Origin of the sequence: Micromonospora sp. NPDC023956 (assembly GCF_040639195.1) — a bacterium.
Lineage (GTDB): Bacteria > Actinomycetota > Actinomycetes > Mycobacteriales > Micromonosporaceae > Micromonospora.
In genome coordinates this window covers 592,131-608,511 of record NZ_JBEZZN010000001.1, presented here as the reverse complement: position 1 = coordinate 608,511, position 16,381 = coordinate 592,131, and the positions used below count along the sequence as shown (strand labels likewise).

General features: G+C 71.4%; 6 protein-coding genes. 2 read left to right on the top strand and 4 right to left on the bottom strand.

Features of this window, described 5'->3' with window-relative positions; translation table 11 throughout:
- Positions 1-85: 85 nt before the first annotated feature.
- Positions 86-4,486, bottom strand: a complete 4,401-nt coding sequence (locus AB0F58_RS01585) for a S8 family serine peptidase (RefSeq protein ID WP_357136373.1) — start codon at positions 4,484-4,486, stop codon at positions 86-88.
- Between the two features lie 354 nt (positions 4,487-4,840).
- Positions 4,841-6,082, bottom strand: a complete 1,242-nt coding sequence (locus AB0F58_RS01580; protein WP_357136371.1) for an aminotransferase class I/II-fold pyridoxal phosphate-dependent enzyme — start codon at positions 6,080-6,082, stop codon at positions 4,841-4,843.
- A gap of 413 nt (positions 6,083-6,495) precedes the next feature.
- On the opposite strand from AB0F58_RS01580, the gene AB0F58_RS01575 reads away from it, so the two are divergent.
- Positions 6,496-9,855 (top strand): LamG-like jellyroll fold domain-containing protein, encoded by a 3,360-nt coding sequence (locus AB0F58_RS01575; RefSeq protein ID WP_357136368.1) that lies wholly within the window; start codon positions 6,496-6,498, stop codon positions 9,853-9,855.
- A 125-nt stretch (positions 9,856-9,980) separates the two neighbouring features.
- On the opposite strand, the gene AB0F58_RS01570 is transcribed toward AB0F58_RS01575, so the two are convergent.
- The gene (locus AB0F58_RS01570; RefSeq protein ID WP_357136827.1) at positions 9,981-10,118 is read right to left on the bottom strand and encodes a hypothetical protein; all 138 of its coding nucleotides are present in this window, start codon (positions 10,116-10,118) and stop codon (positions 9,981-9,983) included.
- A 21-nt stretch (positions 10,119-10,139) separates the two neighbouring features.
- Complete coding sequence (locus AB0F58_RS01565) at positions 10,140-13,247, bottom strand: hypothetical protein (RefSeq protein WP_357136366.1); 3,108 nt, start codon at positions 13,245-13,247, stop codon at positions 10,140-10,142.
- Positions 13,248-13,508: 261 nt separating this feature from the next.
- Here AB0F58_RS01565 and AB0F58_RS01560 point away from each other — a divergent pair, with 261 nt between their 5' ends.
- A complete protein-coding gene (locus AB0F58_RS01560; protein WP_357136363.1) occupies positions 13,509-16,334 on the top strand; it encodes an AbfB domain-containing protein in 2,826 nt (941 codons plus the stop codon).
- The last annotated feature ends 47 nt before the right edge of the window (positions 16,335-16,381 follow it).

The window sequence follows — 16,381 nt, the reverse complement described above, 5'->3', positions numbered from 1 at the left end:
GAGCACCCGGGCGGAGCCGGAGACGGGTCCGGCCCCGCCCGGTCGGAACCAGGCGGGGCCGGACGTCGTCAGCCGACGCTACGCGTCAGCAACCGGTGGCGGAGAGCGTGAAGTCCTCCACCGTCGGTGCGCTGGTGTTGAGCTTCGTCTGGCGGGTCTGCGGCTTCCACCCGTCCTTGGCGACGATCAACGTCAGCGGGTTGTTCCGCCGGTCCATCCAGTAGGCGTACTTGCCGGCACCGTCGGTCTGGAACGTGTACGACGACGCCCACGAGTCCACCTGCACGGTCGCTCCCGCGAGCGGGGCGGTCGTGCCCTGGCAGCTCGTGCCGGTGATCGTGCCGGTCAGCTTGGCCCAGGTGGTCGGCGGCTGCGCCACCATGGTCACACCGACCGCCGGCACGTCGTAGGGGGTGTTCTCCCCGATCGTGACCGCCGCGGAGTAGGTCCCCGGCTGGTCGACGTTCGCGGCCAGCCCCACGGTGACCGTGACCGCCTGGCCGGGGGCCAGGGTCACCGCCGACTTGTCGATCGTCATCCAGCTGACGTCGGCGGCAGCCACCGTGCAGCCCTCGAAGCCGGGCAGCGCCTCGCTGTCCGGGGTGGCCGTGAAGCCGCCCGAGGAGCCGCCGACCTTGTAGAACCCGCACGCCGCGCCACCCCGGTACCGGGCGTTGTTGGCGTTCGGCAGGGCCGACCAGGCGTTGCCGGCCGGGTCGTAGCTGAACCCGGCGTTGGTGATCGCCCCGTCCTGCGAGCCGCCCACGACGAGCAGCTTGCCGTTCGCGGTCGCGTACGCGCTGGCCCAGCTCGTGACGGGCGCGTCGGCGATCGCGGTCCAGTTGGCGCCGCCCGCGTTCAGGGCGTAGCTGGCCTTCTGCGGGTTCGTGCCGTCGTTACCGCCGGTGCAGTACACCACCGTGTCGATGCCACCGCAGGAGGCGAAGGCGACCGACTTCGGGTAGTCGGGCAGGGCCTGCCAGCTGTTGCTGGCCGGGTCGTAGGCGACGACGTCGTTCGACATCGGCGTGCAGCTGGCGGTGGTGCAGCCACCGATCGCCAGCAGCTTGCCACCGACCACCGCCTGCCCGGCGGCGGACCGCGGCGCCGGGTTGTCGGCCAGCTCCGACCAGGTGTTCGCCGCCGGGTCGTACGACCAGGTGGCGGCGTCCGGGCCGGCGGGGCCCCAGCCGCCGGTGGCGATGATCTTCCCGCCGACAGCGCCCACGGTCATCGCGTTGCGCGCCTCGGGCAGGTCGGCGATCGCCGTCCAGGCCTGGCTGGCCGGGTCGTAGACGTAGTTCTTCTTCGACGACGCCGATCCGTTGCCGCCGCCGATCGAGTAGACCTTGCCGCCGAGGGTGACCACCGCGTTGTCCATGACGACGCTCGGCAGGTCGGCGATGTCCGTCCACGGCGCGGCCTGCGGGCCGGTCGCCGACGGCAGCACGCCGGTGCCCATCGTCGAGCGCGCCGCGAAGGACGTCGGGGTGGTGAGCCGCACCCGCTGCGCGCCGGTCGATCCGAGGATCTGCTGCTGGGTGATTCGCGAGCCGTCGGCCCGCAGCAGCTCGAAGCCCTTGTCCTGCTCACCGAAGGTGACGTCGACCGGCGCTCCGCCGGTGTTGGTCACGGTGAAGGACTTGGTGGTCTTGCCGGTGGGCATCCGCAACGTGGCGGAGACCGTGGCCGGCTTCACCGACAGCCGGCCGGCGGCGAGCTGGAAGTTCGCGGCGGTCGCCCAGTCGGCCTCGACGTCGATCGACTTGACCTGGTTGACGTAGCCGGCGGCCTTCGCGGTGAACGGGTGGGCGCCGGTCAGCGACGAGAACATCCAGTAGAAGCCGTCCGCCAGCTCGGTGTCGTCCGGCGTCGCCACGGTGGTGGCGGTCTCCGCCGGCCGGTCGTTGCTGGTGACGGTCGCACCGTTGACGTAGCCGTTGGTGTTCTTGTCCCGGACGTGGCCGAGCACCAGGCCACCGTTGACCGGCTGGCAGACGATCTGGCTGCCGATCAGGACGTTGTCGACCTGCCACCACCAGTCGTAGGAGCCGACGTGGTAGTGGAACCGGACCTGGACCTGCGCCTTGCCGGCGGCCTGCGGGATCGCCACCTCGGTCAGCTTCGGTCCCCGGACGTCCGCCGCCTGCTTCAGCACGTTCGTCCAGGTGGCACCGCCGTCGATGCTGAGATCGACGTCGGCGAACTCACCGCCGAGGTGGTTGAAGTCCTGGTTGAACCGGACCACCGGGGCGGTGACGTTGGTCAGGTCGACGATCGGGCTGACCAGCGAGGTGTTCTGCTGCTTGCCGCTGCCGTACTCGTCGCTGTCGATGATGGCGAAGCCACCCGCGCCACCGGTCAGGTTGCGGCGGGCACCCGGGTCGTTGAACTGCCAGACGAACCCGCTGTTGATGTGGTCGACCACCGTCCAGCCGGCCGGCGTCGTGGTGCCGTCGAAGGTCTCGTACACGCCGTCGGAACCGTTGCGGTAGCCGGGCGCGAGCGAGCAGGAGTCGGCCTTCACCGGTACGTCGACGTTCGCGACCACGTTGCCCGAGCCGACCACGACGTCCTTGGTCACGGTCTGGTACCCGGGGTACTGGGCCTCGACCGTGAGCTTGTACGTCGCCCCGGCCGGCAGGGTGAGGCTGTAGCGGCCGTTCGCGGGCGTGGTGTAGTCGGAGACGCCACCGGTGCCGGCCACGGTCACCTTCGCGTAGAGCGGCCAGCCGTGTCCGGAACCGTCGCTGACCCGGCCGCTCACCGTGACACTGGGCACCGCGGTGAGCGCCACGTTGGTCGTGGTGGTCGCACCGGTGGTGATCGTCGCGGAGACGGTCTTGCTCTGGTAGCCGTATGCCGTCACGGCGACCTGGTACTCGCCGCTCGGGAGCAGCGAGGAGTACGTGCCGTCGGCGCCGGTGACCAGCGTGCGGTCGGCCGGACCGGTCAGGGCGACGGTGGCGCCGGCGATCGGCGCACCGGTGGCCGCGTCGGTCACGGTGCCGGCGAGGGTGCCGGTGTCGCCGATCGGTGCGGCGTCGAGCAGCGCGAGCGCGTCCAGCCGACCCTCACCGAAGACGTTGTTGTCGTCGGTGGTGCCACCGCACTGGGCGTTGGCGGTGTCGGTCGCCGACCCGTCGAGCAGCGCGCGGGTCGCCGGGATGTCGCCGACCAGCGCCGGTGCCGCCGACCAGAGCAGCGCGATCACGCCGGCCAGGTGCGGTGCGGCCATCGAGGTGCCGTTGTAGCTGGCGTAGCTGTTGCCCGGGATGCTCGACCGGACGTTGACGCCGGGGGCGGCGATGTTCGGCTTGATCTCGCCGTCCTGTCCGGCGCCCCGGCTGGAGAAGCTGGCGATGTTGTTGTTCACGTCGTACGCGCCGACGGAGTAGTTGGCGGTCCGGCTACCCGGCGAGCCGCTGGTCTGGCACGCCGAACCCTTGTTCCCGTTGGACCAGGTGCCGAAGATCCCGGACGCCGTCCAGGCCAGCGTCACGTCCTCCATGAACGGGTCGTTGGAGGGCTGCGTGGTTCCCCAGGAGTTGTTGATGATGTTCGGCCGCTTGCTCGCGTCCGGGTTCGCGCCGTTCAGGTCGGTCGGCTCGAGCATCCACTCGCCGGACGTGATGAGCGCCGCGTCGCTGGGGCAGCAGCCGTTCGCCGCGATCCAGGTGACCTCGGGCGCGACGCCGATCTGGTTGGCGCCGGCCTGGCCGGCCATGGTGCCCATGGTGTGCGTGCCGTGGCCGTCGGTGTCGCAGGGGGCCGTGGCGCACTCCCCGGCGGCGTCGAACCAGTTGTAGTTGTGGTCGAACGTGCCGTCACCGTTGTTGCCCCGGTAGGAGCCCACCAGCGCGGGGTGGTCGAACTGCACGCCGGTGTCGATATTGGCGACCGTGATGCCCGCGCCCTTGACCCCGTACTGGTCCCAGACGTCGTCGGCATTGATGTTGGCGATGCCCCACTCGACCGCGTCGACCGTCTTCTGGTCGGCGCCGTCGGTCCGCTTGGGCACCTCGTAGGAAACCGGCGCGTACAGCCCCTCGACCTCGCCGTGCGCGGCGATGTCCTGCGCCATGCTCGACGAGCCGCTGCTCACCTTGATCGCGTTGCTCGCCCAGAAGGTCTCGTACTTCACGCCGGCCTTGTCGAGCTTGGCGCGGACCTTCGCCTGGCTCTCCGCAGCCGTCTTCCTGAGCGCCGCCGCCACCGCGGTGCCGCGCTCGTCCCAGTCCTTGATCGCGCTGGCCTTGCTCAGGTCCGCGCGCGGGCCGAAGCGAATCCAGAAGTCGGTTTCTGCCTTGGCCTCGAACCGCTTGGTGAGCTCGGAGCGGACCTTCGCCTCCACTGAGGACGAATCGCCGGGCGCAGCCGTCGCGCCGACGCCGGTCGCGGCCAGCCCCGAGACGGTGAGGACCAGCGCCGCACCGGCGCTGACCAGCGATCGCGCGAGGCGTCGCGGGCTTATTCGTTGTGACATGCGTGCTTCTTCCTGGAAGAGCGATCCTGGATTGATCGAACCATGGTGGAGAAGCAAAGAGGATCTTCCCTGGGTATGAGCAGGGGTGGACGGTCCTCAGTGCCCAGGGCGCCCTGCGGATCTACGCCAGCGGCCCCGGACTGACCCTAGGATCAAGATGATCGCCGATCAATATGATGCGTGACAAAACCTTAAGAGTTCCTGAAGAACATCGGCCGCTGTCTGGCGCAAATGCCCCAAGTCCGGTATCGGACAGCTCACCCCTCCCGGCTCCGCGCACCCCGGCTCCGACACTCGCCACACGATCGTTGTCAATCGGGGACCCGATCGCCGGGAAGCGGAGCCGGAACGATTTCAGGCCCGGGGCGGGTCGAATGCCTCGACCGCCCGCCCCATCCGGGTGACCGCGTCGGTGAGGACGGTGGGTGAGGTGGCGAAGTTGAGTCGCACGAAGCCCGCGCCGCCGGTGCCGAAGACGTGCCCGGAGCTGAGGGCGACCCGCGCGCGGTCGAGGAACATCTTCGCCGGCCCGGCGAGATCACTGGCCACGCCCGGTGCGCCGGCCGGGTGCGCGGTGGCGATGCCCAGGCGGGTGCAGTCCAGCCAGGCGAGGTAGGTGCCCTCGGGGCGGTGGTAGGTGACGGTCGGGAGATGCTGCGCCACCAGCGTCTCCAGCAGGCTGCGGTTGGCGTCGAGGCCGTCGAGGAGCAGGTCGAGCCACTGCCCACCGGTGTGGAACGCGGCGGTGTGCGCGATGACGCCCAGGTGGCTGGGCCCGTGGCTGACCTCTTCCGGAATGCGGTGCAGGTCGGCGGCGGCCCACGGCCCGGCGACCGCGAGCGCGGCCTTGAGGCCGGCGAGGTTCCAGGCCTTGGAGGCGGAGATCAGGGCGAACGCGTACTCGGCGCCGGTCACCGTGAGGTACGGGGTGAAGTGCGCTCCGGGGAGCACCAAGGGAGCGTGGATCTCGTCGGAGATCACTCGTACCCCGTGCCGGTTGGCCAGCTCGGCGAGCGCCTCGAGTTCGTCGCGACGGTGGACGACGCCGGTCGGGTTGTGCGGGTTGCACAGCAGGAACGCCGGTCGGCGGCTGCGGGCGCGGGCCCGGTGGAAGGCGTCGTCGAGCGCGGCGTGGTCCATCCGCAGGTCCGGCCCGAGCGGCGCCTCGATCACCTGCCGGCCGGCGTGCCCGACGAAGGCGTAGAACGGCGGGTAGACGGGGGAGCAGACCACCACCGCGTCCCCGGGGTCGGTGACGAGCCGGAGCACCTCGACGATGCCCATCATCACGTCGGGCACGATCGTGGTGCGGTCGACGCGGAAGTCGTGCCAGCCCCAGCGTGCGGCGGCGAACTCGCCGAGCGCCTCGGCGTAGGCCGTCCCGTGCGGGTAGCCGGTGTCCCCGAGGTCGATCGCGCGGTGGAGCGCGTCGGCCACCGGCGCGGCGAGGGGCACGTCCTGCTCCGCGACCCAGAGGGGGAGCACGTCCGGTGGGTGCATGCGCCACTTCACGCTGGTGCGCTGCCGCAGCTCGTCGAGCGTGAGCCGGGTGAGCGGGTTCCCGTCAGCGGTGCTGTCGGCGGAAGGCCGGGCCATGCGAGCCACCCTAGTACGACAGTGGCACCTGGTGATCCCGACCTGGCCGCCCCCGCCGGGCGGTCCCGGCGGCCGGCACCGCGAGGCTTCGGGGTTCGGCAATCGAACGGCGGCCTGTCGTCGCAGCCAGGACAGTCCTTGACCATTGGTCTATACCAGTATTAGCCTACGCCGCATCTGCCCGAACGCGCGGGCGGCCTGGGCCCCGAGCGCACGCCCGCCAGCCTGCGTCGCGGTCACCGACTCGATGAGGAGAAGGGCTGATGGCTACTAGACGACGTACGAACCGATGGGCGCGCGTGGCTGCGCTCCTGGTGCTCTGTCTCGCGGCCGGGGGAGCCGTCCAAGCGCCGGTGACGGCAGCGGCGCCGGCTTCACCTGCGGCTGCGCCTGGGCCGTCAGGTGGAGGCACGATGCCGGACGGGCCGACCGGCGGCCGACCGGACCAGCCGGCGTTCCCGGAGGGATACGTCCAGCGCGTCCAGGCGGCCCTGCGACAGGGGACCGACACCTGGGGCGAGCAGCTCATGGCGCTGCCCGGCGGCCCGACGATGGCGAACATGCAGGACCTTCTCGTGCCGGCCAGCCACGGCGACGACTTCTGGCACGACACCCGGTGGAACAACCTCCCACTGACCTACCCGATGCCGGACCTCAAGAACTTCAGCGCGCAGCGGGACTTCAGCTTCCACTTCACCGACGGTAGCCAGATCAACTCGGACTTCGCCGACGGGCGGACCCGGCAGTGGGTCAAGTTCTACGTCGGCGACGGGGCCGAACTCTACGGATCGGCCGAGACCAGGCTCGACGAGCCGACGCTCGCCAACGGCTACCAGCCCGTGCTGCAGAACCGCTACACCGACCGCCAGGGGCGGGTCTACGAACGAGAGTCCTTCGTCACCCGGTTCTCCGACTCCGCTCGGCTCATGAGCCTGATCCGCTTCACCGTCCGGCCGGGGAACTCCGGCCAGACGTCGGCCACACTCCGCGTCAACCTGAACGGCATGAACGTCGCCGGGGCCGTGGCCACCGGAAACAACCTCAAGGTGGGCGACAAGCTTGCCCTCGCCCACAGCGGCCAGGCGGCGTGGAGCGCACCGGATCTGACCTACACGCTCGACCTCAGTCAGGGCCCGGCGGAGGTCCACCTGCTCCTGATGAACCAGCCCCAGTCGCTCGGGACGGTCGTCATGGACAAGAGCGGATACGACGCCAGGCGGGCCCAGACGATCGCCTACTGGAAGGGCCAGCTCGACACCGGCAGCGGGGTGCAGATCCCGGAGAAGTACGCCGCCGACGCCATGCGGTCCATGCTGCTGGCCAACCTCGTCATGGGCTACAACCTCACGATCGGCAACGGCTACGAGCTGCCCGACGACCCGAAGTTCGCGTGGATCCCCGAGGTGGTGGCCACGGTGGGGTCGCTCGGCGACTTCGGCTACACGGCGCGCACCCGGCAGACGATGGACGAGTTCCTCGTCCGGGGCCAGTACCTCGACGGGTTCACGACCTGGGAGCGGGGCATCAAGCTCCAGGCGGCCGCACGGTACGTCCTCCAGACCGGCGACTCCTCGCTCATCACCACTCATCTTGCCGACTTCAAGGCCTGGCTGGCCGACATCGCCAAGCAGCGGACCAACGACCCCAACGGACTGCTCGCCAAGACGAGCCTCTACTCCGACAACAGCACCAAGGCCCATGGCATCCACCACCAGGCCGACGTGTGGCGGGGTCTGCGTGACATGGGCGTCGCGCTACGCCTCACCGGCCGCTCCGGCGACGCGGCCGCCTTCACCGCACAGGCCGACGGGCTGCGCGCCGCGACCCTCGACGCGATCAACCGGAGCAAGACCCAGCTGCCCGACGGCTCGATCTTCGTGCCCATCGCGCTGCTCGATCCCAACGACTTCGACCCGGCCGGGATGATCACGGACTCGCAGCATGGCAGCTACTGGAACCTCATCATGCCGTACGCGCTGGGCAGCGGCCTGATCGATCCCGACAGCCCGCTCGGGCAGGGCCTGACGACCTTCCTCAACAACCACGGCGGCCTGTTCCTCGGGCTCACCCGGTTCAACCTCAGCGGTGAGCCGGTCGAGGCGTGCCAGACCCGCCCTGCGGGCCCGTGGCCCGCTGCGGACGGTTACCGTTCGAGCGGCGTCGACCAGCAGTACGGCTGGTCCTACCTGAAGTACCTCGACCAGATCGGGGACGCCGATCGGATCGGGTTGACGTTCTACGGCATGCTCGCCCAGGGTTTCACCCGCAACACCTTCATCGGGGGCGAGGGCGAGACCGTCGCGCCGTGCCCGATGGAGTACTACCGCTCCCAGTTCCGGGCACCCCTGTCACCGAACAACGCCACGTATCTGAAGGCGCTGCGGGGGATGCTCGTCAACGAGACCGTCGACGCCGCGGGTGTGCCGACCGAGCTCGACCTGGCGCCGGCGACGCCCAAGCCGTGGTTGTCCGACGGCCAGACGGTCGGGGTCACCAAGCTGCCGACCCTGTTCGGCCCGGTGACGTACGCCATCACCTCGAAGGTTGCCCGGGGCACGATCGAAGCCACGGTCACGCCGCCGCCCGCCGCGGCGGGGCGGCCCGCGCTCCAGCGGGTCAAGCTGAACCTCCGACTGCCCGCGGGCTACCGGCTGGACGGCGCGACGGCCAACGGCCGGGCGGTGGCCATCCAGGAGGACGGCGCCGTGACCATCCCGGGCACGGGGACGACGACCGTTCGCGCCACCGTGAAGCCGGTTCCGGTGGCTGCGGTGTCCAGGGCACAGATCGTCTCGGCAGACCTGGCGACCATGGTGGCACCAGGGGCGACGGCCGACCTCGGGATGCTCGTCGAGATGTCCGGGACCGGTGTCGTCAAGGGCCGGATCTCGCTGGACCTTCCGAACGGATGGACGTCAGGGTCCGGGCAGACCCCGTTCGCCCAGCATGCCAAGAACGGGCTCACCTGGCAGAAGGTCCGCGCCCGCGTGTCGGTCCCGGCGGATGCGGCGCCGGGTGACTACCGGATCACCATGACCGCCCGTCCAGATGGCGGGAAGCCGAGGGCGTTCACCACGACCGTGACGGTGGCCCGGCCGGCGACCGGGACCTACGCGGACCTGGTGCGAGCCGACGGCGCGGTCGGTTACTGGCGGCTCGACGACAGCGGGGCGACGGTGCTCGACCGGTCCGGGCGGGGCAACAACGGGGTCGTCCGGGGAACCGTGGTCCCGGGCCAGCCGGGACCGCTGGCCGGTGAGAACAGCCGGTCGATGAGCCTTGAGGGCGGCTACATCGAGGTGCCCGACTCGGCGAGCCTGAGCCTGACCGGCCCCTATGCCCTGGAAGCGTGGGTCTATGTCCGGGAGGGCGGCGACCAGGGGGTGCTGGAGAAGTACGACTCGCCCGCCCGTAACGGGTACCTCCTGCGTCTGGGTGCGAAGAACCGGCCGGCGGCGATGAACCTCTCGGACACCCTGTCCACCACCGGTCCGGCCGGCGTCCCGGTGCTGCAGTGGGGCTGGCACCACCTGGTGTCCGTCTTCGACGGCTCGACGCTCAAGATCTATCTCGACGGCACCGAGCGCGCGTCCGTGCCGATGAGCCGGATGCCGACCGACGGGGCTGCCTCGTTGAAGATCGGAGCACGCGGGGACGACGCGGGGAACCCCTTCGGCGGATGGATGTCCGAGGTCGCCGTCTATGACCGCGCGCTCACCGCGGACAAGGTGAAGGCCCACTACGTCAAGGGCGTGACGGTCGTGACCCGGTGAACTCCGGCGGCCAGCCGACTTCGGGCGTGCGCTCGTAGCGGCGGATCTGGCCGCCACCGGTGTCCTTGATCGCCGGGCGCCACCGCTCGGCCGTCGCAGGAGCAGGGTCCATGACCGAGGTGCGGTCATGGACCCTGCGCCGTCTCGTCGGCGTCCCACGACGAGCGGTTGAGCAGCCGCTGCATCCGGTCCGGTGCCGGGTCACCGGCGTGCTCGGCCAGAGGCGAGCCGTTCTCCGCCGCCAGCGGCGACCACGATCCCACCGGGCAACGCAGGGCAGGCGGTCAGGCGACCGGCCGGCGGCGGCCCGGTGACAGGAGCAGGCCGACGGCGGCCAGGGCGGCTCCGGCGACGGCGGCGTACCCGGGCAGGCCGGTGGGGATGCCCAGGTGGACGGTGATGCCGAGGATGCGGGACAGGCCCCAGGGCAGCAGCGCCATCTGGTCGTTCCACACCGTCAGCGCGCGCTCCGGGCCGACCACCGCGACCAGGCCGGACAGCACGCCGAGCGGAACGCCGGCGGCGGTCAGGGTCAGCCCGACGGCGCTTCGGCGCCACAGCCCGTACCGGTCCCGCAGGACCACGGCGGTGGCTACGAAGAGCCAGCAGAACGCCGCGACCGCGACGGTGACGTACACGGTGCGCAGGGCCGGTGCGGTCCAGAAGGCGAACCAGTACCACCCCGGTCCCCGCCCGGCGAGCACCGCCAGCAGCAACACGCTGCGCAACAGCGCGACGCCGCCGACCACGGCCCACAGGTGGAACGGGTCCCGCCGGCCGACGACGAGCCGGACGACGAGGGCGAACAGCGCCCAGCCGCCGAGGGTGACCAGCAGGTGCGCCGGGGCGGCGAACCAGGTGAAGACGAGCCGGCTCGCCACCAGCAGCACGGCCGGGACCAGCCACACCAGCACCCGGTCCGCCCGGGACGCCGGCGCCGGCAGCGTGGCGACCCGCCAGGGCCGGACCGCGCCGAGCAGCAGCCCCCGCGCGGCGGCACCGCCGAACCCGCGCCCGCGCAGGCCGAGCAGCACCAGCACCAGGACCGACCCGAGCAGCGTCCGGGCCGCCCAGGCCATCGCCGGGTCGCGGTCCGCGCGCCGCGCGCCGAGGTCGGCGGCGGTGAAGTTGTACGCGGGCCGGTCCAGGTCGGTGCCGTAGCGCTGCCGGTGCAGGTCGCGCGCAGTGTGGTACGCCCGCTGGGCCGACCGCCAGTCGGCCCGCGCGGCCGGGGAGCCGGTGTCCAGCCACTGCGCATGCCGCAGCACCATGGTCCGGTAGGCGCCCAGGGTCTCGAACAGGTTCACCTGGTAGTCGAGCGTCCGGGTGAAGTGTGCGCGCAGTCCCGCGTCCCGCCAGGTCGCCGGGTCGGTCGCGGCGACCAGGTCGCGCATCCGGCGGGCCAGCGTGACGGCCTGCGCGCCCTCGTCGACGGCCGCGTCGACGCGATCGCCGGTCACCGCGTAGATGCTGGTCAGCGCGGCGGAGTCGCCGGTCGGGATGTCCCACTCGAAGATCCACATCATCGGCGGCGGCTCCAGCCCGAGCGCCCGCACCGACCGGTCCGCGTACGGCCCGATGTAGAGACCCCGGGTGACCGCCGCCCGGGACAGCGCCATGGCCTGCCCGATCGCGGCGACGGTGGCCGGGTCGGCGGAGAACGTCCGGTACGCCCAGTCCGCCGTGACCTGCGCCGGGTCGGTGTCCGGGTCCCAGGCCAGCCGGCCGACGGCGTACGTGTTCAGGTCGTACAGCTGCCAGAACCCGGTGCGCAGGTGGAGCGACATCGGCCCGGCGCGCAGCGGGCCGCCGTCCTGGGTCCAGTTCCAGACGCCCTCGACCCTCGGGTTGGCGGCGAGGAACTCGTGCAGCGCCCGGCGGTGCAGCGGGCCGAGGTCGTTGGGGAGCGAGCCGAACCCCTCGAACTCGCGCCGGGCCTGGAACTCCACGATTCGGCGGTGCCCACCGGTCAGCAGGGTGGTGTTCAGCGGCAGGTGACTGTAGAAGTCGCCGAGGGTGTACTTGGTGGACACGATCAGGTGCGGGTCGTCGAACCCGCCCAGCACCTGCGCGTACGACTCCGGGTTCGTGTGCAGGTCACCGACGGCGCCGACGCCCACCGTCCAGGTGCGGAAGACGATCTCCCGCCCGGCCCGGCCCGCGGTGTCGAGCAGTGCCCGCAGCATCGCGCGTACGGCCGCCTCCGTGGTGACCACGAGTGCGGACGAGTAGTCCCAGCCCTGCTCGGCGTACACCTCGCCGCCCTCGCCGACGCGGACCATCAGGCCGTCGACGAACGGCATGCTCTCGAACAGCTCGGCCAGCCCGGCCTGGTAGACCGCCCACAGCCGGGGGTCGGTCACGTCGAGGCCGCCGACGGTCCTGGTCAGGTACGCCTGAAGCGGCGGCGACACCGCGAGCATGTCGGTGAGCAGGAAGACCCGCATCCCCATCTCCTCGGCGTACCGGAAGACCGGGCCGAACGCCGCGACCATCGCCCTGGCCCGGTCGACGTGCGGGTCGCCGGGCGGGTGGACCGCGTGCCCGTCGCCGACCTTGGCGAAGGTGACGTACTCCAGGAAGCCGGGCACGACGATGCCGTTGTAGCCCTGCGCCACCGAGTGGTCGACGAACTGCCGGAACTGTGCGGCGATGCGGGCCACCGCGCCGGCGTCCACCCACGGCGCGTGCGGCAGCAACGCCGGTGCGACCACGTCGGTGTTCAGTCGGTAGTCGTCGCCTGCGGCGAAGGCGGCCGGGTCGGGCTCGCGGCCCACCGAGCCGGCGTCGGTCAACCGCAGGCCGAGCCGGGGCGTGACCAGCCGTCCGGCGTCGGCGGCGGACAGCGCCTCGGCACCGGAGCGGATCCGGTCGGCGAGCCGGTACAACCCGGCCGTGGTTCCCGCGACGTCGGCCCCCTCGACGGTCAGCTCGGTCCCACGGACGTCGATCCGGTACGACTCCGGCGGCCCGGTCGGGGTGGTGGGTGGGGCCGCCCGCAGGGTGGTCACCGCCGACAGCACCGGGGCGCCGGCCGCATCGACCTGCCGGGGGCCGGTGGCCGGCGGACCCGTCGTGGTCGCGGCCGGGTGCGCTCCGGCCGGGTCGACCACCGGGCGGGGCAGACCGCGGGAGACGAGCGCGTCGGCGACGGCGGTCGCGGCCTTCCGGATGCGCGGCTCGTCGGGTACGGCGAGGGAGGCCAGCGGCGGCGCCGGCGCGGCCACCCTGGGCGGCGCGGCGGTGACCTCCTCGCGCGGCACGGCGGCGGGGGTGTGGCTCAGCCCGAGGGTGTCGCCGACGCCCCGGGCGACGGTCGCGCCGAGCACCAGCAGGACGGCCACGGCGACGAGCAGCAGGTACGGCCGGCGGACCCGGGCAACGTGAGTCACCTTCGGATCGTAGTGCCACTCCGGGCGAAGTGGATCGATGGATTCGCGGGAGAGCGGCTTTCCTGATCCAATTGATCTATGTGAATTCGCGCGCCCTGTCCGCTGGCCGGGGAAAGCCTTGACAGCAATTGTTTCGAAGTGCGTGAATATGGTTTATCTCGGGCGGTGGCGAACCCGACGCGACATGTCCGCGTCGTGGTGTACCGCTGCGTCTCGCACCAGGCGTCCAGGTCATGACCCCTTGTTCAGGTAAGGAGTCCGATGCGCCACGTCGTCCTTCGCACGGTGGCCGCGCTCGCGCTGGTCGCCGGCGGGCTCGCCGCCCCCGCTCCGCCGGCCGCCGCCGCCGTCGTCCCCGAGCCCCCGCCACTCACCACGCCGTGGACCAGCCAGGTGTCCACGACCAACCCGCTGCCGGAGTATCCGCGTCCGCAGCTGACCCGCCCCGACTGGCAGTCACTCAACGGCGAGTGGGAGTTCCTCAACCCCGCCACCGACGCCACCGGCAACGTCAACCGGTACGCGCCGCCGCCGCTCGGCCAGACGCTGCCGGAGCGGATCCTCGTGCCGTACCCGGTGGAGTCGGCGCTGTCCGGCATCATGCGCAACGACAACCGCGACCTGATGTTCTACCGCCGTACCTTCACCGTCCCCGCCGGCTGGACCGGTCGTCGGGTGCAACTGCACTTCGGCGCGGTCGACTACGAGGCGACCGTCTGGGTCAACGGTGTGCAGGTCACCACGCACCGGGGCGGCTACGACCGGTTCGAGGTCGACATCACCCCGCAGCTCACCGGCGGCGTCAACGAACTGGTCGTGCGGGTCTACGACCCGACCGACGGACGGGGCGAGAAGCAGCCGGTCGGCAAGCAGGTGAACAGCCCGAGCGGCATCTTCTACACCCCGACCTCCGGCATCTGGCAGACGGTCTGGCTGGAACCGACGCCGGTGTCGTCGATCCTCTCGGTCGACATCCACCCGAACCTGACGAACAACACCGCCCGGGTCCGCGTCTTCACCCGCGGCGACGTCAGCGGACACCGCGCGTTCGCCGAGGCGATGGCCGGCTCGACCGTGGTCGGCAGCGCCACCGGCGGGTTCACCGAGTTCACCGTGCCGGTGCCCGCGGCGCGGCGGTGGTCGCCCGACGACCCGTACCTCTACGACCTGCGGGTGTCGCTGCGCAACGCCAGCGGCGCGACCGTCGACCAGGTGGTGAGCTACTTCGGTATGCGCGAGGTCGGCACCAAGCTGGTCAACGGCGTGCTGCGGCCGGTCCTCAACGGGGAGTTCGTCTTCCAGGCCGGCACCCTGGACCAGGGCTTCTGGCCCGACGGCCTGTACACCGCGCCGACCGACGCGGCACTCGCCTCCGACCTCCAGAAGCACAAGGGCCTCGGGTTCAACATGGTGCGCAAGCACATCAAGGTCGAGCCCGCCCGCTGGTACCACCACGCCGACCGGCTCGGTCTGCTGGTGTGGCAGGACGTCCCGTCCACCCCGACCTCCGACGCCAACCGCACCCCGGCGCAGATCGCCCAGTTCGAGACCGAAGCGCGTGAGATCGTCGACGAGCACCGGTTCTCCCCGGCGGTGGTCGCCTACGTGCCGTTCAACGAGGGGTGGGGCGAGTGGAACCTCGCCGACACCCAGCGCATCACCCGGGCGCTGGAGGCGTACGACCCGACCCGGCTGATGAACCCGCACAGCGGCTACAACTGCTGTGCCGCCAAGGGCGACCCCGGCACCGGCGACATCATCGACTGGCACGTCTACACCGGCCCCGACGCGCCGCTGCCGTCGGCCACCCGGGTGTCGACGCTCGGTGAGTTCGGCGGTCTGGGACTGCGCACCCCGGGCCACGAGTACAGCCCGGACGGCAGGTTCTTCGCGTACGAGCAGATGTCCAGCGCCGCACAGCTCAACGACCGGTTCACCGGCATGATCCGCGACGTACGGCAGCTGATGACCGGCAAGGGTCTCTCCGCGTACGTCTACACGGAGATCACGGACGTGGAGGGGGAGTACAACGGCCTGTTCACCTACGACCGCCGGGTGCAGAAGGTCGACCCGCACCTGGTCCGGTCCGCCAACACCGACCTGATCAACGCGTCGAGGAACCTGAACGCGCCGGTGCCGCTCACCCTCGGGCACGCCCGGTCGTTCCGGGTCACCACGACCGGCCACACCGACCGTTACCTGCGGCACGCCAACTCCCTGGCCCGCACCGACGTGATCAGCGCCGGCAGCCCGGACATCGCCCGCCAGGACGCCTCCTTCCGGACCGTGACCGGCCTCGCCGACCCGCGCTGCTACTCGTTCGAGTCGGTCACCAGCCCGGGACGCTACCTGCGCCACGCCGACAGCCGGGTACGGCTGGACGCCGCGACCGGCGGCACCTTCGCCGCCGACGCCACCTGGTGCAGCCGCCCCGGGCTGGCCACCGGCGGAACGTCGTTCGAGTCGCTCAACCATCCGGGCGCCCACCTGCGCCACTACGCCGACAACGTGTACCTGGCCCGTAGCGGCGGCCCGAACGCCTGGGACACCGCGACCGGGTTCGCCGCCGACGCCACCTGGGACCTGTCGGCCCCGGCGCTGTGGCGCAGCTCCGTGCTGCTCCCCACCGACGTACGCCGCTCGCTCCAGGTGACCACCTGGGGGTACACCGACCGGTACCTGCGGCACAGCGGCGGTCTCGGCTACACCGAGGTCGTGAACGGCGGCAGCGGCAGCCCGCTCCGCAACGACGCCACCTTCGTCCTCCGGCGCGGCCTGGCCGACTCGTCCTGCTACTCGCTGGAGTCGGTGAACTATCCGGACCAGTTCCTGCGGCACGCCGACAGCCGGATCCGGCTGGCCGCGCGGGACGGCTCGACGCTGTTCCTCGCGGACGCGACGTTCTGTGCCCGGCCGGGCATCGACGGCAAAGGAGTCACCCTCGAATCGATCAACATCCCGGGCGCGTACCTGCGACACCACGCCGCGCAGGTCCACATCGCCTCGGGCACCGGGACGGGTCGGGACCGTCCCCAGACGTTGACCGCCGACAGCAGCTGGCACCTCGCCGCCGCCTGGGCTCCCTGACCGGAGCGCTCGGGGACGGCCGGCGGGGCCGTCGGCCACGGGTCCGC